This is a genomic window from Serratia sp. YC16, from assembly GCF_009707615.1.
Classification (GTDB): Bacteria; Pseudomonadota; Gammaproteobacteria; order Enterobacterales; family Enterobacteriaceae; genus Serratia; species Serratia surfactantfaciens.
Genome location: NZ_WLYN01000003.1, coordinates 28,383 through 46,632, shown reverse-complemented (window position 1 = coordinate 46,632; position 18,250 = coordinate 28,383). Strand labels below are relative to the sequence as shown.

General features: G+C 60.6%; 16 protein-coding genes. 11 read left to right on the top strand and 5 right to left on the bottom strand.

Translation table 11 applies throughout. The features are described 5' to 3' along the window. The 5 genes from truD (at position 1) to rpoS (ending at position 4,786) form a co-directional block, all read left to right on the top strand. On the top strand, positions 1-1,047 hold the full coding sequence (gene truD, locus GKN89_RS12130) for a tRNA pseudouridine(13) synthase TruD (RefSeq protein WP_063918182.1): 1,047 nt from the start codon (positions 1-3) through the stop codon (positions 1,045-1,047). After that, the gene (gene surE, locus GKN89_RS12125; RefSeq protein ID WP_019455116.1) at positions 1,028-1,789 is read left to right on the top strand and encodes a 5'/3'-nucleotidase SurE; all 762 of its coding nucleotides are present in this window, start codon (positions 1,028-1,030) and stop codon (positions 1,787-1,789) included. The genes truD and surE overlap by 20 nt, the downstream gene beginning before the upstream one ends. Further along, the gene (locus GKN89_RS12120; RefSeq protein ID WP_019455117.1) at positions 1,783-2,409 is read left to right on the top strand and encodes a protein-L-isoaspartate(D-aspartate) O-methyltransferase; all 627 of its coding nucleotides are present in this window, start codon (positions 1,783-1,785) and stop codon (positions 2,407-2,409) included. The genes surE and GKN89_RS12120 overlap by 7 nt, the downstream gene beginning before the upstream one ends. A 325-nt stretch (positions 2,410-2,734) precedes the next feature. After that, positions 2,735-3,733 carry a murein hydrolase activator NlpD gene (nlpD, locus tag GKN89_RS12115; RefSeq protein WP_019455118.1) on the top strand — a complete coding sequence of 333 codons (999 nt, stop codon included), beginning with the start codon at positions 2,735-2,737 and terminating at the stop codon, positions 3,731-3,733. Positions 3,734-3,787: 54 nt separating this feature from the next. Continuing rightward, complete coding sequence (rpoS, locus tag GKN89_RS12110) at positions 3,788-4,786, top strand: RNA polymerase sigma factor RpoS (protein ID WP_019455119.1); 999 nt, start codon at positions 3,788-3,790, stop codon at positions 4,784-4,786. An 81-nt stretch (positions 4,787-4,867) separates the two neighbouring features. On the opposite strand, the gene mutS is transcribed toward rpoS, so the two are convergent. The 4 genes from mutS to GKN89_RS12090 form a co-directional block, all read right to left on the bottom strand. Continuing rightward, positions 4,868-7,423, bottom strand: a complete 2,556-nt coding sequence (mutS, locus tag GKN89_RS12105; protein ID WP_154747090.1) for a DNA mismatch repair protein MutS — start codon at positions 7,421-7,423, stop codon at positions 4,868-4,870. Positions 7,424-7,733: 310 nt separating this feature from the next. Beyond that, positions 7,734-8,726 carry a hypothetical protein gene (locus GKN89_RS12100; protein WP_230328988.1) on the bottom strand — a complete coding sequence of 331 codons (993 nt, stop codon included), beginning with the start codon at positions 8,724-8,726 and terminating at the stop codon, positions 7,734-7,736. Positions 8,727-8,756: 30 nt separating this feature from the next. Further along, positions 8,757-9,728, bottom strand: coding sequence for an aldo/keto reductase (locus GKN89_RS12095; protein WP_063918185.1), 972 nt, complete (start codon positions 9,726-9,728; stop codon positions 8,757-8,759). Between the two features lie 12 nt (positions 9,729-9,740). Then, positions 9,741-10,541: an SDR family NAD(P)-dependent oxidoreductase gene (locus tag GKN89_RS12090; protein ID WP_195934008.1), complete on the bottom strand. Its 801-nt coding sequence runs from the start codon at positions 10,539-10,541 to the stop codon at positions 9,741-9,743. A 106-nt stretch (positions 10,542-10,647) separates the two neighbouring features. On the opposite strand from GKN89_RS12090, the gene GKN89_RS12085 reads away from it, so the two are divergent. The 6 genes from GKN89_RS12085 (at position 10,648) to chbG (ending at position 16,851) form a co-directional block, all read left to right on the top strand. After that, the gene (locus GKN89_RS12085) at positions 10,648-11,541 is read left to right on the top strand and encodes a LysR family transcriptional regulator (protein WP_154747089.1); all 894 of its coding nucleotides are present in this window, start codon (positions 10,648-10,650) and stop codon (positions 11,539-11,541) included. Positions 11,542-11,956: 415 nt separating this feature from the next. Continuing rightward, the gene (locus tag GKN89_RS12080; protein ID WP_004932561.1) at positions 11,957-12,274 is read left to right on the top strand and encodes a PTS sugar transporter subunit IIB; all 318 of its coding nucleotides are present in this window, start codon (positions 11,957-11,959) and stop codon (positions 12,272-12,274) included. A 12-nt stretch (positions 12,275-12,286) separates the two neighbouring features. Further along, the gene (gene chbC / locus GKN89_RS12075; protein ID WP_063918187.1) at positions 12,287-13,648 is read left to right on the top strand and encodes a PTS N,N'-diacetylchitobiose transporter subunit IIC; all 1,362 of its coding nucleotides are present in this window, start codon (positions 12,287-12,289) and stop codon (positions 13,646-13,648) included. Between the two features lie 43 nt (positions 13,649-13,691). After that, a complete protein-coding gene (locus GKN89_RS12070) occupies positions 13,692-15,077 on the top strand; it encodes a glycoside hydrolase family 1 protein (protein ID WP_154747088.1) in 1,386 nt (461 codons plus the stop codon). A gap of 15 nt (positions 15,078-15,092) precedes the next feature. Further along, positions 15,093-15,941: a transcriptional regulator ChbR gene (gene chbR / locus GKN89_RS12065; RefSeq protein WP_025159654.1), complete on the top strand. Its 849-nt coding sequence runs from the start codon at positions 15,093-15,095 to the stop codon at positions 15,939-15,941. A 148-nt stretch (positions 15,942-16,089) separates the two neighbouring features. Then, positions 16,090-16,851: a chitin disaccharide deacetylase gene (chbG, locus tag GKN89_RS12060; protein WP_154747087.1), complete on the top strand. Its 762-nt coding sequence runs from the start codon at positions 16,090-16,092 to the stop codon at positions 16,849-16,851. A gap of 9 nt (positions 16,852-16,860) precedes the next feature. On the opposite strand, the gene GKN89_RS12055 is transcribed toward chbG, so the two are convergent. After that, the gene (locus GKN89_RS12055; protein ID WP_211129783.1) at positions 16,861-18,240 is read right to left on the bottom strand and encodes an MFS transporter; all 1,380 of its coding nucleotides are present in this window, start codon (positions 18,238-18,240) and stop codon (positions 16,861-16,863) included. Between the last annotated feature and the right edge of the window lie 10 nt (positions 18,241-18,250).

The window sequence follows — 18,250 nt, the reverse complement described above, 5'->3', positions numbered from 1 at the left end:
ATGGATATGGCGAATCTGACCTGGCTGCATGGCCGACCGCAGAGCACCGGGGTGCTGAAAGCCAATCCGGAAGATTTCGTGGTGGTGGAAGACCTGGGTTTTGCACCGGACGGCGAAGGCGAGCACGTGTTGGTGAACATCCGTAAAAACGGCTGTAATACCCAGTTCGTGGCCGACTATCTGGCGCGCTTCGCCGGCATTCACGCCCGTTCCGTCAGCTATGCGGGCTTGAAGGATCGTCACGCGGTGACCGAACAGTGGTTCTGCCTGCATATGCCGGGCAAGGAAACGCCGGACTTCTCCCGGTTTACGCTGGAAGGCTGCGAGGTGCTCTCGTACGCCCGTCACCTGCGTAAGATGCGCATCGGCACTCTGAAGGGCAACCACTTTACGCTGGTGCTGCGCCAGATTTCCGATCGGCAGGACGTGGAGCGCCGCTTGCAGGCGATCGCCGCGCAGGGCGTGCCGAACTACTTTGGCAGCCAGCGTTTCGGCCGCGGCGGCAACAACCTGGTGATGGCGCGCCGCTGGGCGAATGACGAAATCCGCGTCAAAGAGCGCAGTAAACGCAGCTTCTACCTGTCCGCCAGCCGTAGCGCGCTGTTCAATCAGATTGCCGGCCGGCGCCTGGCCGATGGACTGCAGCGCACCGTGCTGGAAGGGGATGCCCTGCAGCTGAGTGGGCGCGGCAGCTGGTTCGTTGCCAAAGCCGATGAGCTTGAGACGTTGCAGCAACGGCTGGATGCCGGCGAGCTGGCGATCACGGCGCCCTTGCCAGGTGACGGCGAGCCGGGCACCGCCGGCCAGGTATTGGCTTTTGAACAACAATGCTTGGCGGAACAACCGGAATTGCTTACGCTTTTAAAGCGCGAGCGTGTCGAACCCGCTCGTCGGGCCCTGCTGCTGCAGCCGCAAAATATGCTGTGGAACTGGTGGGATGACGTTACCGTGGAGCTGCGTTTCTGGTTGCCGGCAGGCAGCTTCGCGACCAGCGTGGTTCGCGAGATCATGCAGCAGGATGACAGCGATGCGGATATTACTGAGTAACGATGACGGCGTTAGCGCCCCGGGCATTCAGGCGTTGGCGGCGGCGCTGCGGGAGTTCGCCGAGGTGCAAGTGGTGGCGCCGGATCGTAACCGCAGCGGCTCTTCCAATGCCCTGACGCTGGAGTCGCCGCTGCGTACGCAGACGCTGGCCAACGGCGATATCGCGGTGCTGCAGGGGACGCCGACCGACTGTGTCTATCTTGGCGTCAACGCGCTGATGCGCCCGGCGCCGGACATCGTGGTCTCCGGCATCAACGCCGGGCCGAATTTGGGCGACGACGTCATCTATTCCGGCACCGTCGCGGCGGCGATGGAGGGGCGGCACCTGGGGCTGCCCGCGCTGGCGGTGTCGCTGAACGGCCATCAGCACTATGCGACCGCCGCCGTCATTACCTGCCGCATCCTGCGCGCGTTGCAGCGCGAGCCGTTGCGTACCGGAAAAATCCTGAATATCAACGTGCCGGATCTGCCGCTGGCGGAGATCAAAGGCCTGCGCGTCACCCGCTGCGGCAGCCGCCATCCCGCCGATAAGGTCTTCTGCCAGCAGGATCCGCGCGGACAAAATCTCTACTGGATCGGGCCGCCTGGTGATAAATTTGATGCCGGGCCGGATACCGACTTTGCGGCGGTGGAACAGGGCTATGTGGCGATCACGCCGCTGCAGGTGGATTTGACTGCCTACGCGGCGCAGGAAGTCGTGAAAACATGGTTAACCAAGGCAGAGGTTAGCGGGGAATGGTGAACAAGCGTATGCAAACATTGCTGACGCAGCTGCGGCAGCAGGGGATCCGGGACGAAAAGTTGCTGCAGGCGATCGAAGCGGTGCCGCGCGAACGTTTTGTCGACGAGGCGCTGGATCACAAGGCCTACGAAAATACCGCGCTGCCGATCGGTTCCGGCCAGACCATCTCCCAGCCTTATATGGTGGCGCGCATGACCGAACTGCTGAACCTGACGCCCACTTCGAGGGTGCTGGAGATTGGCACCGGTTCCGGTTATCAAACCGCCATTCTGGCGCATCTGGTGCAACACGTTTGTTCCGTCGAACGCATCAAAGGGTTGCAATGGCAGGCCAAGCGCCGTCTGAAGCAGCTCGATCTCCATAATGTTTCTACCCGCCACGGCGACGGCTGGCAAGGCTGGGCGTCGCGCGGTCCGTTCGATGCAATCATCGTCACTGCCGCGCCGCCGGAAATTCCGCAGGCGCTGGTGGAGCAATTGGACGACGGCGGTATTTTGGTGCTGCCGGTCGGCGAACAGGCCCAAACCCTCAAACGCATTCAGCGTCATGGCAACGAATTCGTTGTCGACGCGGTGGAAGCGGTGCGTTTTGTGCCGCTGGTGAAAGGCGAATTGGCCTAGCGATTGTCTGATTTTTAGACCGACCGCAAAATCTGTTGCACTTTCATCACGTCCGGATAAGGTTTTCTCGTTCCAATCAGGCTAATTTTCACTAGAATTGGCCTTTCTACGTAGTTGTCTTATGGTGCGACATCGCCAATGTGGTTAGCATTGGCGCGCATTTTGATGCTCCGGCGGGAGATAACCTGGCGTTCAGGGATCGGCCGGCGGCGCCTTTGCATCGCAGAAACTGGGAAGTGGCAAAAGCTCGGCTACGATGTAAAGGGTATTTTGGATATATCACTGATATTGCTGTCATGGGGGAAGCATGAGCACGGGAAGCCCAATGATTACGTTACGCCGGGTAGCGGTGTGTACGATGGTAAGTTTGTGGTTGGCGGGGTGTACGAATACAGCCTCGACGTCGGCCCCTATCAGCAGCGTGGGCGGCGGCGGCGCCGTTCCATCCGGCAATAATAATGGCGGAGCGCAGCAGGTCAGCCCAGAAGGCCGCATTGTCTACAACCGCAGTTATAACGCCATTCCTAAAGGGAGCTACAGCGGCGGCGACACCTATACGGTCAAGCGCGGCGATACGCTGTTTTACATCGCTTGGATCACCGGCAACGATTTCCGCGACCTGGCGCAGCGCAACAATATTCCCGAGCCGTACAGCCTGAATGTTGGCCAAACCATTCAGCTTGGTAATGGTTCTGCCAACGGCGGCGGCGGTATGCTGGCGACGACAGACGCTACCAAAGGCGGCGTTCCGAAGCCACCTTCCACTACCCAGATCCAGACGGCAACGGTTGATTCTCAATCAACTAACGCGTATTCTGAAAACTCGGGTAAACAGAATGTAGGTAAGATGTTACCTGCAGCGGGTGCCGCAGCGGTTGGGACCGCGACTGCGCCTGTTACCGCACCGGAAGCCGCTCCACCAGTGAGCAGCACCGTCAGCAACAGTTCTCCGGTCAGCACTTGGAGATGGCCGACTGACGGTAAGATTATTGATAACTTTTCCTCATCAGAAGGTGGGAATAAGGGCGTCGATATCGCCGGTTCCCGTGGGCAGCCTATCTTCGCTACCGCCGATGGCCGCGTAGTGTATGCAGGCAACGCTTTACGGGGTTACGGTAATCTAATCATCATCAAACACAATGATGATTACCTGAGCGCCTACGCTCATAACGACACAATGCTGGTCCGGGAACAACAAGAAGTGAAGGCGGGTCAAAAAATAGCCACCATGGGTAGCTCCGGTACCAGTTCAGTACGTTTGCATTTTGAAATTCGTTACAAGGGGAAATCCGTAAACCCGCTGCGTTATCTTCCGCAGCGATAGATTGGGCAGAATACGCTGAGATTCTGCTCGCGGTATCACGGGTAGGAGCAGCATATGAGCCAAAATACGCTGAAAGTTAACGAGTTACATGATGATGCGGATTTCGACGAGAATGGAGCTGAGGCTGAGTCGTTTGATGAAAAAGCGCTGGTAGAAGAAGAGGCCAGCGAGAACGATTTAGCGGAAGAAGAGCTGTTGTCTCAAGGCGTTACGCAACGCGTATTGGATGCGACGCAGCTCTATCTGGGCGAGATCGGTTATTCCCCTCTGCTGACCGCAGAGGAAGAAGTCTATTTTGCGCGGCGTGCTCTGCGCGGTGACGTGCCGTCCCGCCGCCGCATGATTGAAAGCAACCTGCGGCTGGTAGTGAAAATTGCCCGCCGCTACAGCAACCGCGGTCTGGCGCTGCTGGATCTGATCGAAGAGGGTAACCTCGGTCTGATTCGCGCAGTGGAAAAATTCGACCCGGAACGCGGTTTCCGCTTCTCCACTTACGCAACCTGGTGGATCCGTCAGACGATTGAGCGGGCGATCATGAACCAAACCCGTACCATTCGTTTGCCTATCCATATCGTCAAAGAACTGAATGTCTATCTGCGCACCGCGCGCGAGCTTTCTCATAAACTGGATCATGAACCGAGCGCTGAAGAGATTGCCGAGCAACTCGACAAGCCGGTAGATGACGTCAGCCGCATGCTGCGCCTGAATGAGCGTATCACCTCGGTGGATACGCCGCTGGGCGGGGATTCGGAGAAAGCGCTGCTGGACATTCTGGCCGACGAAAAGGACAACGGGCCTGAAGACACCACGCAAGACGACGATATGAAGCAAAGCATCGTCAAATGGTTGTTCGAACTGAACGCCAAACAGCGTGAAGTGTTGGCGCGTCGTTTCGGCCTGCTGGGCTATGAAGCGGCGACGCTGGAAGACGTGGGCCGGGAGATTGGCCTGACGCGTGAACGCGTCCGTCAGATTCAGGTTGAAGGTCTGCGCCGCCTGCGTGAGATCCTGCAGATGCAGGGTCTGAGCATTGAGGCGCTGTTCCGCGAATAACGCCGGTTGTTGAACCGCATCAAATAAAAACGGTGAGCATGATGCTCACCGTTTTTTTTATGCCTGCGTTTATCGCCTCAACTACACCATATTTTTCAGCCGATAGAGCCATTCCAGCGCCTGGCGCGGCGACAGGGAATCCGGATCCAGCGCCTCCAGTGCTTCTACCGCCGGCGAAGTCTCTTCCTGCAGCAGCGTCATCTGGGTGGCATCGACGCTGCCCGATGCGGTGTGGCTGGAGATAGACTCCAGTTCGCGCAGCTTCTGGCGGGCGCGCTTGATGACGTCACGCGGCACGCCGGCCAGCGCGGCGACCGCCAGGCCATAGCTTTTGCTGGCGGCGCCGTCCTGCACGGTGTGCATGAAGGCGATGGTGTCGCCGTGTTCAAGCGCGTCCAGATGCACGTTGACCACGCCTTCCATTTTCTCCGGCAGGGTCGTCAGCTCGAAGTAGTGGGTGGCGAACAGCGTCATTGCCTTGATGCGGTTAGCCAGGTTCTCGGCGCAGGCCCAGGCCAGCGACAGGCCGTCGTAGGTGGAGGTACCGCGGCCTATCTCATCCATCAACACCAGGCTGTGCTCGGTGGCGTTGTGCAGGATGTTGGCGGTTTCAGTCATCTCCACCATGAAGGTGGAGCGGCCGGAAGCCAGATCGTCCGCCGCGCCGACGCGGGTGAAGATGCGATCCACCGGGCCGATGGTGGCCTTGGTAGCCGGCACATAGCTGCCGATGTGCGCCATCAGCACGATCAGCGCCGTTTGCCGCATATAGGTACTTTTACCGCCCATGTTTGGGCCGGTGATGATCAGCATGCGACGCTGCGGCGACAGGGTGAGCGGGTTGGAGATAAACGGCTCGCTCAGCACCTGCTCCACCACCGGGTGGCGGCCTTCGGTGATGCGGATCCCCGGCTGCTCGCTCATGGTCGGGCAGGCGTAGTTCAGGGTATCGGCGCGCTCGGCCAGGTTGGCCAGCACGTCCAGCTCGGCCAGTGCGGCGGCGCTTTGTTGCAGTTCCGCCAGGTGCGGCAGCAGCAGGTCGAACAGCTCGTCGTACAGGCTTTTCTCGATCGCCAGTGCCTTACCCTTGGAGGTGAGCACTTTGTCTTCATACTCTTTCAGTTCCGGGATGATGTAGCGCTCGGCATTTTTCAGCGTCTGGCGGCGCACATAGTGGATCGGCACCAGGTGGCTTTGGCCGCGGCTGACCTGAATGTAGTAGCCATGTACGCCGTTGAAGCCGACCTTGAGCGTATCCAGCCCCAGCTTTTCACGCTCGCGGATCTCCAGCCGGTCGAGGTAGTCGCTGGCGCCGTCCGCCAGCGCGCGCCACTCGTCCAACTCGCTGTTGTAACCGGGGGCGATCACGCCGCCGTCGCGCACCAGCACCGGCGGTGATTCAATGACCGCGCGTTCCAACAATTCGCGCAGTTCGTCGAACTGGCCCACCTGCGACAGCAGCTGCTGCACGTGCGGCGTCTCTACGTCTTGCAGCAGCGCGCGGATGTCCGGCAACTGTTGGAAAGCATGGCGCATGCGCGCCAGATCGCGCGGACGGGCGGTGCGCAGCGCCAGACGCGCCAAAATACGTTCCTGATCGCCCACCTGACGCAGCGAAGGCTGCAGATCCGCGAACAGTTCCTGCAATGCGCCGATCGCCTGCTGGCGGGCAGTCAGGACCTTGATGTCGCGGGTTGGCATGTGCAGCCAGCGTTTCAGCATGCGGCTGCCCATCGGCGTCACCGTGCGATCGAGGATCGCCGCCAGCGTGTTGTCACTACCGCCGGACAGGCTCTGCGTCAGCTCCAGATTGCGGCGGGTGGCGGCGTCCATGATGATGCCGTCCTGCTGGCGCTCCATGGTGATGCCGCGAATGTGCGGCAGCGAAGTGCGTTGGGTATCTTTGACGTACTGCAGCAGACAGCCTGCGGCGCGCAGCGCCTGGTGCGCCTGCTCGACGCCAAAGCCGGTCAGATCGCGGGTGCCGAACTGCAGGTTGAGCTGCTGGCGTGCGGTCTCCAGTTCGAATTCCCACAGCGGGCGGCGGCGCAGGCCGTGGCGCTGTTCGATCAGCGCCATTTGTTCGAAGGTTTCCGGGTAGAGCAGCTCGGCCGGATTGGTGCGCTGCAGCTCGGCGGCCATGGTTTCCAGATCCTGCGGCTCGGCGACGCGGAAGCGGCCGGAGCTGACGTCCAGGGTGGCGTAACCGAAGCCGCGCGCGTCTTGCCAGATCGCCGCCAGCAGGTTGTCCTGGCGTTCTTGCAGCAGCGCTTCGTCGGTGATGGTGCCTGGGGTGACGATGCGCACCACTTTGCGCTCGACCGGCCCTTTGCTGGTGGCCGGATCGCCGATTTGTTCGCAGATGGCGACGGATTCGCCGAGCTGCACCAGCTTGGCCAGATAGTTCTCTACCGCGTGGTGTGGCACGCCGGCCATCGGGATCGGTTCGCCCGCCGAGGCGCCACGTTTGGTCAGCGAGATATCCAGCAGTTGGGAAGCGCGCTTGGCGTCGTCGTAAAACAGCTCGTAGAAGTCACCCATGCGGTAGAACAGCAGGATTTCAGGATGCTGGGCCTTGAGGCGCAGGTATTGCTGCATCATCGGCGTGTGCAAATCGAGTTTATCGGTGCTATTCATGCGATTATTTTTCCAATCCATTGAATGTAAAGGTCACTGTGATTTTCATTGTCGTCATTCGCTATCACATTGTTTCAGCAGGCGTCGCCCCATTCAGCGCTTTGGCGGGCGGCGCAAATCAAGTCATCAAAACGCCAAACGGCGTGTTCAAACCCAAGGTTTGCACAGACGCTTATACTAGCCCAGCGGGCAATCGGCTGTCACAGGTAAAAATGGGAAGCGCTGCGCAAGGCGGGTTGGTAACGAAGCGAGATTGTCGTTCGTCTGCGGGCAACAACGCAAGTCGCCGCCCGTAGAGGCGGCGCAGAGCTTATTGTGCGGCGGTGAGAGGCAAGGGCAGTTGATAGAGGCGGAAGCTGTCGGGCACGTCAGTTTCATGGCCGGGCAGCAGGCGGTGGCGGATGCGCGACTCACTGACGAAGGCGCAGCCTTGCGGGGTGATGGTCAGGTTGACCGGCGATTCCATGCCTTCGCGCAAGACCTCAAGCTGGTGCATACCTGCCGCCTTCGGCAACGCGATCCGCAGGATCCGCCCGTGGCCGCTCTGGATCGCGTTTTCCAGCACGATCAGCGCGCCGTCCGGTGCCAACCCCATTCCGTCCGGGTTTTCGATGAGGCGCGGCAGCTGCATTTCCGCCAGCTGCGGCTGGGGATCGTTATAGCTGAGGGTGTAGAGCTTACCGGTACCGAAATTGGCGACTGCCATCAGCCGATCGTCGAGCAGCACGATCCCGGCGGCGCCCAGCCCGCTGGGGGCCGCTAACTGCGGATCCTGAAACAGCGTACTGAATGCCGTCTCGCCTGGCCGCAGGCGCAGGATGCCGCCGCCGCGGGTTTCCGTCACGTACACCGTACCGTCTGCGCCGAGCACGATATCGTTGCCCATTTCGCCCGCCGGCAGCGCCAGGCTGCGGTCGAGCGTGCCATCCGCGACGTTCAGCGCGTAGATGCGGTTGGCGCGCGCTTTGCCGCCGGAGAGGAAGTCCGGCGAATTGCCCCACAGCAGTCCGCGTTTTTCGTCCAGCCTCAGCGCGTTTGAGGCGAACACCGTGTCAGCGCCGGGGAAAAAGGTTTCCCACGCTTTACCCGGCCGTTTGCGCAGCACATTGCCGCTGGTGACAAAGCCGACATACAGGGTGCCGTCCGTCGCGCGGGCGATGCCGTTGGGGTAAAGCGCGCCGGGCGGCAACGTCATGCTGCTTGCGGCGCAGGCTGCGCTGATGGCGGCCTGTGCCGGAACGCTAAGGGGAAGTGTGGTGGCGAGGGTGAACAACACCGCTCGCACGGTAACAGCGTATGACATGTCTTCTCTCCTGCAATGAAGGCAAATGGGCTACCAGCGCTCGGGGCGGGCAACGCGCGCGATAGGCGCCTCCAGCGCGGCCACGTCTTCCGGCGATAGCCTGAGGGTGAGCGCTGCCAGGGCATCCTGCAGATGATGCGGCTTGGACATGCCCACCAGCGGCGACGCCACGCCGGGTTTGGCCAACAGCCAGGCCAGCGCGATCTGTGCCGGAGGAACGCCGTGCGCGGCGGCCACCTCCGCTACCGCAGCGACGGTACGCTCAACTTCGTCTCTGCTGCCGTACCAACGAGGTGCCTGTTCGTCGGTGGCGGCGCGCAGCGTGCCGGCCGTACCTGAACCGGCCAGCACGCCGCGGGCCAGCGGCGACCAGGGCGTCAGGCCGAGCCCTTCTTCCAGACACAGCGGGATCAGCTCCTCTTCGTCTTCACGCGTCACCAGGTTGTATTGGCTCTGCAGCGAAATAAACGGCGCCAGGCGGTGCTGACGTTGAAAGGCCAGCATTTTCATCAGGCGCCAGGCGTGCAGTGAAGACGCGCCGAGATAGCGGATCTTGCCCGCCCGCACCAGGGCGTCGAGGGTGTCGGCGGTTTCTTCGATCGGCGTTTCGGTATCGAAGCGGTGCAGCACGAACAGATCCAGGTAATCCGTTCCCAATCTCTGCAAAGAGGCGTCGACGCTGTGCAGCAGGTGCTTGCGCGACAGCCCGCGGCTGTTCGGCTGCGCATCCATCGGGAAGTAGGCCTTGGTGGCGATCACCACGTCTTCACGACGGGCGAACGCTTTCAGTGCGCGACCGAGGAGACGCTCGCTTTCTCCGCCGGAGTAAATGTTGGCGGTATCGAAGAAATTGATGCCCGCTTCCAGCGCTTCGCGAATAAAGGGGCGCGCCTCGTCTTCCTTCAGCACCCAGGGGCGCCAGGCCGGATCGCCGTAGGTCATGCAGCCCAGGCAGAGGCGGGACACCTTCAGGCCGCTGTCGCCAAGCCGAACGTAGTTCATGGCGTCGCCTCCTCAGCGCATGCCGGCGATGGTGTAACCGCCGTCCACCAGCAGGCTTTGGCCGGTGATGAAGCGGGCCTCGTCCGTCGCCAGCCACAGTGCCACATCGCCGATATCTTCCGATTCGCCCAGGCGGCCGGCGGGCGTATGGGCGATAAAGGGCGCGAACGCCGCGCTGTCGGCCACGCTGCTGCGCGCCATCGGCGTGTCGATGATGCCGGGGTTGATGTTGTTGACGCGGATGCCCTGGCCGCTGTATTCGAGCGCCACTGCGCGGATCATCGCATCGAGCGCCCCTTTGCTGGCGGAGTAGCTGGATGAACCGGCCAGTGCGCCGTGGGTCAGCCAGGAGGAGGTGTTGATGATCACGCCGCCCGAGCGTTGAGCCAGGAAGGTTTCAATCTCGTATTTCATCGCCAGCCAGACGCCTCTGAGGTTAATGGCGATAACCCGGTCAAAATCTTCGCTGGTCTGTTCGGTGATGGGGGCGAAGTTGCCGATGATGCCGGCGTTGTTGAAGGCGACGTCGAGTCGGCCGTAATGGGCGGTCACCGCGGCGAGCAGCCGGCGGATATCACCCTCCTGGGCGACGTCGGTCACGATGGGCAGGGCGTCGCCGCCGGCCAACGCGATATCGCGCGCCGTGGCTTCGATCTCCGCCGCGCGCCGGCCGGCCAACGCCACTTTGGCGCCCTCGCGGGCATAGGCCAGCGCTGCGGCGCGGCCGATGCCGGTGCCGCCGCCGCTCACCAGTACGACTTTACCCGCCAGCCTGCGCGGCGTTTCATGAGTTGGAGCTGTAGCATTAATCATCGCATCGATACCTGGTAATGGGTTCGATCGCAATGCTATGTTGTTAGATGACGGATAACTATCCGCTAAAAATTCATCTCACTATTAGATAATTTATATCAATAGCATGAAGAAACCCGAACTGTCCGGTCTGGCGGCCTTCGTGGCTATCGCCAGTGAACGCAGCTTCCGCCGCGCCGCCGCTCGGCTGGGCGTAACGCCGCCGACGCTGACCCACACCTTGCGCGAGCTGGAGGCGCAGGTGGGCATTCGCCTGCTGAACCGCACCACCCGCAACGTCTCGCCGACGGAGGCCGGCGAGCATCTGTTGGCGCAGCTGGTGCCGGCCTTTACCGATATCGACGCCGCGCTGGAGAGCCTGAATGCGTTTCGCGACGGGCCGCGCGGCCTGGTGCGCATCAACGCGCCGCGTTCGGCCATCGAGCTCGCCATCGTGCCGCATCTGGGGCGCTTGGCCAGCGAGTACCCAGGCATTACGCTGGAAGTGGTGGCGGACGAAGGGTTCGCCAACATCGTTGAACAAGGCTTTGATGCCGGTATCCGACTCGGTGAGGATCTGCACAACGATATGCGCGCGGTGCGCGTGACGCCAGATCTGCGTTTTGCCATCGTCGCCACGCCGGACTATTTTCAACGGCATGGCGAACCGGCGCACCCGCAGGATTTGCTGCAGCATCGCTGCATCGGTTGGCGCAAGGCCTCTTCGGGCGAGCGCTACAAATGGGCGTTTCAGCAGGGCGAGCAGCGATTTTCCGTGGCGGTCAACAGCCCGCTGATCGTGGATGACGCCAGACTGTTGCTGCAGGCGGCGTTGGCGCACGTCGGCATCGCTTTCGCCATCGAGCAGGAGGTGGAAGAACACCTGGCGAGCGGGCGACTGCGGCGAGTGTTGGCCGACTGGTGCGCGCCGTTTCCCGGTTTTTACCTCTATTATCCCAATCGTAGAAATCACCCCGTGGCGTTGACCACGGTGATCGAGTTGCTGCGTCTGCCCACGTAATCCTCCCCACGCCACCGCGTGCGGGATGGAAGGGGGGAATCAAGCCTGAACTATTTTTATATCCTCTCCATTTGCTCCGGCTCAAATAAACCCTTAAATTCTCAGCGCGTTCATAACTGGCTGTTTATAATTGCTATTTGAGTATTTATTGCGAATATTCTGAGTTTTTATCGGTTATTTGAGAGCCCGGTCACACTATTTTTTTGTGCGAAATGTGAAGAGGGTCAATCCGCCAGGTCAATGAGAGACGGTTATGTTACCTCCTGGCTTACCGATCCGTTTTTCATGCTCCGTATACTGTCCGTAACCAGGGCAACGTGACGGAAATTTTCATAAGGAATGTGCGTGAAGCAATCGTGATTGCATCTGGCATACAAATAACACGGGGTTTTTTTGATTATCTGAGGTGCTTGGTATGGAAAAGAAAAAAATCTATCTGTTTTGTTCTGCCGGTATGTCCACTTCCCTGTTGGTATCAAAAATGAAGGCGCAGGCCGAGAAATATGAAGTGCCGGTGATCATCGCCGCCTATCCGGAAGCGCTGGCCGCCGAGAAGGGCGTTGAAGCGGATCTGATCCTGCTGGGGCCGCAGATCGCCTACACCTTGCCGGAAGTGCAAAAACAGCTGCCCAACAAACCTGTGGAAGTCATCGATCCGCTGCTGTACGGCAAGGTCGATGGGCTGGGCGTACTGAAGGCCGCGGTGGCCGCCATCAAGAAAGCCAACCAATAACAGGAGGCCGCCGTGAATACCCTCATTGCCTCGCTCGAGAAGGTTATCCTGCCTTTCGCCGTAAAAATCGGTAAGCAGCCCCACGTCAACGCCATCAAGAACGGCTTTATCCGCCTGATGCCGCTGACCTTGACCGGGGCGATGTTCGTGTTGATTAACAATGTGTTCCTCAGCTTCGGTGAGGGATCGTTCTTCTATTCGTTGGGCGTGAGGTTGGACGCCTCCACCATCGAGACGCTTAACGGCCTGAAGAGCATCGGCGGCAGCGTTTACAACGGTACGCTGGGGATCATGTCCCTGATGACGCCGTTCTTTATCAGCATGGCGTTGGCCGAAGAGCGCAAGGTCGATCCGCTGGCCTCGGCACTGCTGGCGGTGGCGGCCTTCATGACCGTCACGCCGTTCAACGTCGGCGAGGCCTATGCGGTGGGCGCCAACTGGCTGGGCGGCGCCAACATCATTTCCGGTATGGTGATCGGGTTGGCGGTGGCTGAGATGTTTGCTTTCATCGTGCGGCGCAACTGGGTGATCAGCCTGCCGGACAGCGTGCCGGCTTCGGTGTCGCGCTCTTTCTCGGCGCTGATCCCCGGCTTCATCATCCTCTCCATCATGGGGCTGGTGGCGTTCGCGCTGGCGCATTGGGGCACCAACTTCCACCAGATCATCATGGACGGCATTTCGGCGCCGCTGGCCAAGATGGGCAGCGTGGTGGGTTGGGTGTACGTGCTGTTCTCTTCGCTGCTGTGGTTCTTTGGGGTGCACGGCTCCATGGCGTTGGCGGCGCTGGACAGCGGCATCATGACACCGTTCGCGCTGGAAAACGTGGAGCTGTACAACAAATACGGTTCTGTCGAAGCGGCGGTGGCCGCCGGTAAAGAGTTCCACATGTGGGCGAAACCGTTCGTCGACTCCTATATCTACCTCGGTGGCACCGGCTCGACGCTGGGCCTGATCATCGCCATCTTCATCGCCTCGCGCCGCGAGGATTACCGCCAGGTCGCCAAGTTGGCGACACCATCCGGCATTTTCCAGATCAACGAGCCGATCCTGTTCGGCCTGCCGGTGATCATGAACCCGGTGATGTTCATTCCGTTTATTCTGGTACAGCCGGTGCTGACCATTATCACTTCGCTGGCTTATTACTCCGGACTGATCCCGCCGATCACCAACATCGCGCCCTGGACCATGCCGGTCGGCCTGGGGGCGTTCTTCAACACCAACGGCAGCATCATGGCCATGTTGCTGAGCCTGTTCAACCTGGCGGTCGCCACCGTGATTTACCTGCCGTTCGTGGCGATCTCCAACAAGGCGCAGAGCCAGATCGATGCGGCGACAGAAAGCGAAGAAGACATCGCCAACGCGCTGAAATTCTAACTGTGGAACGGGGCGGCGCGGCCGCCCCGCGAGGGACGCGAGTATGGAATATCAATTTGCCGACGGGTTCTGGTGGGGCAGCGCCACCTCCGCGCCGCAGTCTGAAGGGGCGGCCGCGCGGGACGGCAAGAGCCGCAACATCTTCGACTATTGGTACGAGATCGCGCCCGAGCGCTTTCACGATCGGGTGGGGCCGGCCGAGGCCTCGACCTTTTATGACCATTTCCGCACCGACATCGGGCTGCTCAAAACGTTGGGCCACAATACCTTCAGAACGTCGATCTCGTGGTCGCGGCTGATCCCGGACGGCGACGGCGAGGTGAACCCGCAGGCGGTGGCGTTCTACAACGCGATGATCGACGAGCTGCTGGCGCAGGGCATCACCCCGTTTATCAATCTCTATCACTTCGATATGCCGCTGTGCATGCAGCAGCGCGGCGGCTGGGAAAGCCGGGCGGTGGTCGAAGCCTACGCGCGTTACGCCGATATGTGTTTCGCTCTGTTTGGCGATCGGGTCACCCACTGGTTCACCTTCAACGAGCCGATCGTGCCGGTGGAGGCCGGTTACCTGAATGACTTGCACTACCCTTGCGTGGTGGACTTCAAACGGGCGGTCACCGTGGCGTATCACAGCGTACTGGCGCATGCCATGGCGGTGCAGCGTTTCAGAGCGCGCGGGTTGCCGGGGAGCATCGGCATCATTCTGAATCTGAGCCCGACCTATCCGCGCTCCGATGCGCCGGAGGATCTGCAGGCTGCACACGACGCCGATCTGCTGCTCAATCGCAGCTTTCTCGATCCGGTCGCCAAGGGGCGTTATCCGACGGCGCTGCTGCACCTGTTGGAGCAGCGTGGGCTGATGCCGCACTGCGAGCCGCAGGACGCGCCGCTGATCGAAGGCGGCGTGGTGGATATCCTCGGCGTCAATTACTATCAGCCGCGCAGGGTGCAGGCGAAAGAGGGGCGTTGCGCCGCGGGGCCGATCGCATCGCCGGAGGATTTGTTCAGCTACTATGCAATGCCGGGCCGCAAAATCAATCCGCATCGCGGTTGGGAGATCTATGAGAAGGGGCTGTACGACATCCTGATGGATCTGAAAGAGAACTACGGCAATCTGCCTTGTTATATTTCGGAAAACGGCATGGGCGTCGAGGGCGAAGAAGCGTTTATCGGCGCCGATGGGCGGGTGGAAGACGACTACCGCATCGACTTTATTCGCGAGCACCTGAAGTGGTTACACCGCGCGCTGGCGGAAGGTTCGCAATGCAAGGGCTATCATCTGTGGACCTTTATCGACTGCTGGTCCTGGCTGAACGCCTACAAGAATCGGTATGGGCTGGTGCGGCTAGATCGGGCGGATCAGCGGCGCACCATCAAGAAAAGCGGTTACTGGTTTGCCGAGGCGGCCAGACGCAACGGATTTGACTAACGGGAGGCCGGCGCCGTGTCCGATAACCGAATTTCACTGAGCGCAAACGACGTGAAGCTGATTCGCGAGCAGGATTTCTTTAACTGCAAAGATTTTCACCTGTTTATCTACAACAAGGTGGAAAGCGCCACCGGGCTGCATCAGCACGACTATTACGAGTTCACCATCGTGCTGAGCGGCAAATGCTATCAGGAGATCAACGGCAAACGGGTACTGCTGGAACGGGGGGATTTCGTCTTTATTCCTATCGGTTCCTACCACCAGAGCTTTTACGAGTTCGGCGCGACGAAAATCTTCAACGTGGCGGTCAGCAAAGCGTTCTTTGAAGAGCATTACTTGCAACAGCTGCCGCGTTGTTTCGTCGCCTCGCAGGCCTACAGCCTGAGAAGCGAGTTTTTGGCCTATATCGAATCGGTGGTGAGTTCGCCGCAGTTTCGCGAGGACGACTTCGCCGAATTCCTCGAAACATTGACCTTCTACGTGATCAGCCGCATCCGACATTATAAAGAAGAAAACGACGGCGGCGATGATATCCCGCAGTGGCTGAAGAACACCCTGGCCGGCATGCATGACAAGGCGATGTTCGGCGAAAAGGCGTTGGCGAACATGGTGGCGCTATCGGGGAAAACTCAGGAGTACCTGACCCGGGCGATGCGGCGCTACTATCAGAAGACGCCGATGCAGGTGATCAATGAGATCCGCATCAATTTCGCCAAGACGCAGCTGGAGGTCACCAACTATTCGGTCTCCGACATCGCCTTTGATTCCGGCTATGGCGATGTCAGCCTGTTCATTAAAAACTTCAAGCGGCTCACCGACGTGACCCCTGGTAACTACCGAAAAAAGTGTTACGGCCCTCTTTAGGGCCGCTCCCGATCAGTATCAACGCCGATATGCCGATGAGCTTCAGGGCGCCGGTCGGTTAATCATTTGATTTTTACCTTAACGAAGGGGAATGCCGCGCCGAGCGGTCGGCCTTCCCTCGCCAAAAATCTATCCCGCGGGAGCCTCTATGGAAAAACTACTGATCGTGAATGCCGACGATTTCGGCCTGAGCAAAGGGCAGAACTATGGCGTCATCGAGGCGTATCAGCATGGCGTCGTTTCCTCCACCACGGCGATGGTGAACGGCGGTGGCGCGCAGCACGCGGCGGCGCTCAGCCGGCAATATCCGGGGTTGCCGATCGGGCTGCATTTCGTTTTGACCCATGGCAAGCCGCTGGGCGCCATGCCTTCGCTGGTCAACGAACATGGCGAACTGGGCAAATGGCTGTGGCGCCGCGCCGAGGCCGGCGAGCTGCAGCTGGACGAAATTCACGAGGAGCTGCAGCGCCAGTTCGCGCGGTTTGTGACGCTGTTCGGCCGGCCGCCGACGCATATCGATAGCCACCACCATGTGCATATGCAGCCGCAGATTTATCCGCTGGTGGAGGCGTTCGCGCAGGCGCAGGGGCTGCCGCTGCGCCTCGATCGCGAAGAGGCGAAACGGCGCGATATTACGTTGCAGATGCCCTGCAGCACCGATGCGTTTGACGCGGGATTCTACGGTGAGGCGATCTCCGAAGCCTTGTTCCTGCAGAGGTTGGCGCGTGCCGACGAGCAGGGCGTCGAGTCATTGGAAATAATGTGCCACCCGGCGTTTCTCGATGCGACCATTCTGCAGAGCCAATACTGCCACCCGCGTCTCGTCGAGCTGGATGTGTTGACCGCGCCGACGCTGAAAGCGGCGATCGCCGAACGCGGTTTCCTGCTGGGCTCCTTCCAGGATCTGTAACGCCGCCGTTTACAGCATGGCGTGCGCCTTTTTCAGGCCGGTGTCCTCTTCCGGATCGGCGCCCTGAGGCAAAGGCTCCGCCTCTTGTTCTTCGGGCTGCGGATCGTCGACCTCGGGCGCCGCTTCCGGCGGCGGCATGGTGTCGTGAATGATCTGTTCATCGAAGGTCGGGTTGAGCGCCGGCGACAGCGGCGAGCTGGCGAGGCTGTCCGGCAGCGGGATGTGCGGCACCGGCGCGTCCTGCGCCAGCTGCGGTTCCTCTGCTTTCGTCGTGCGGCTGAGGGCCGCCAGCAGCACGCCGCACAGGGCGAAGAAGGCGTACAGGATATTGCCGCCCAGCGGTTCGATCAGCGCGCCGACCGCCAATGGTCCGATGCTGGCGCCGACGCCGAACGCCATCAGCAGACAGGCGGCCAGCGAGACGCGGCGCTCCGGCTCTATCAGATCGTTGGCCAGCGCCACCGCCAGCGGGTAGAGCGTAAATTGCAGCATGCTGACGACGAACCCGACCGCCAGCAGCAGCGGGAAATCGATGTGCGGCAGCAGCGCCAGCGGCAGCGCCGCCACGATCAGCAAAATGGCGTTGAGGCGCATCAGCAAGGGGCGGTTGTAGCGATCCGACAGCCAACTGAGCGGAAACTGTGCCACCAGCCCGGCGAAGATGGACAGCGCCATGAACAGGCCGGTTTGCTGAGTGGTTAAGGATTGCAGGCTGGCGTAGACCGGCGCCAGGCCGTAAAACGAGCCGACCACCATGCCGATCACCAGCGTGGTGGCCAATACTTTGGGGATGGCGCCGACGAAGTAACGCAGTTCCATCGGAGCCGGCGACATGTGGCGCGCATTGGTGCGGGTAGTAAGGGCGATCGGCACCAGGCAGAGCGCGAAGCACAGTGCGATCACCAGCAGCGTGGCGATACCCAGGTTGCTTTGCAGCATCAGCACGATTTGGCCCAGCGACATGCCGAGATAGGTCGCCGCCATATAGAAACCGAACACCATGCCGCGCTGGTTGGATTCCGCCTGGTCGTTCAGCCAGCTTTCCAGCACCATGTACTGGCACATCATGCACAGTCCGATCACCAGACGCAGCGCTACCCAGGCGGGAATGAACTCCGTCAGGCCGTGCCCCAGCACCGCGGCGGTGATGATGCCGGCGCAGGCTACGTAGGCGCGGATATGCCCGACGCGGGCGATGAGAAAGTGGCCGACCTTGCCGCCGATCACCAATCCGATGTAGTTGGCGGCAATGATGGCACCGATCAGCGCGCTGCTGACATGGATGGAGGTCAGCCGCAGCGAAACGTAGGTAGTGAGCAGGCCCGAGCCCAACAGCAGCAGCAGGGTGGTGGTGTACAACGGCAAGAATACGCCCAACGTTTTTTTCACTCTATCATCC

Coding starts and splice junctions, on each gene's coding strand:
- truD (WP_063918182.1), top strand. CDS start 1: ATGGATATGGCGAATCTGACCTGGCTGCATGGCCGACCGCAGAGCACC.
- surE (WP_019455116.1), top strand. CDS start 1,028: ATGCGGATATTACTGAGTAACGATGACGGCGTTAGCGCCCCGGGCATT.
- GKN89_RS12120 (WP_019455117.1), top strand. CDS start 1,783: ATGGTGAACAAGCGTATGCAAACATTGCTGACGCAGCTGCGGCAGCAG.
- nlpD (WP_019455118.1), top strand. CDS start 2,735: ATGATTACGTTACGCCGGGTAGCGGTGTGTACGATGGTAAGTTTGTGG.
- rpoS (WP_019455119.1), top strand. CDS start 3,788: ATGAGCCAAAATACGCTGAAAGTTAACGAGTTACATGATGATGCGGAT.
- mutS (WP_154747090.1), bottom strand. CDS start 7,423: ATGAATAGCACCGATAAACTCGATTTGCACACGCCGATGATGCAGCAA.
- GKN89_RS12100 (WP_230328988.1), bottom strand. CDS start 8,726: ATGTCATACGCTGTTACCGTGCGAGCGGTGTTGTTCACCCTCGCCACC.
- GKN89_RS12095 (WP_063918185.1), bottom strand. CDS start 9,728: ATGAACTACGTTCGGCTTGGCGACAGCGGCCTGAAGGTGTCCCGCCTC.
- GKN89_RS12090 (WP_195934008.1), bottom strand. CDS start 10,541: ATGATTAATGCTACAGCTCCAACTCATGAAACGCCGCGCAGGCTGGCG.
- GKN89_RS12085 (WP_154747089.1), top strand. CDS start 10,648: ATGAAGAAACCCGAACTGTCCGGTCTGGCGGCCTTCGTGGCTATCGCC.
- GKN89_RS12080 (WP_004932561.1), top strand. CDS start 11,957: ATGGAAAAGAAAAAAATCTATCTGTTTTGTTCTGCCGGTATGTCCACT.
- GKN89_RS12070 (WP_154747088.1), top strand. CDS start 13,692: ATGGAATATCAATTTGCCGACGGGTTCTGGTGGGGCAGCGCCACCTCC.
- chbG (WP_154747087.1), top strand. CDS start 16,090: ATGGAAAAACTACTGATCGTGAATGCCGACGATTTCGGCCTGAGCAAA.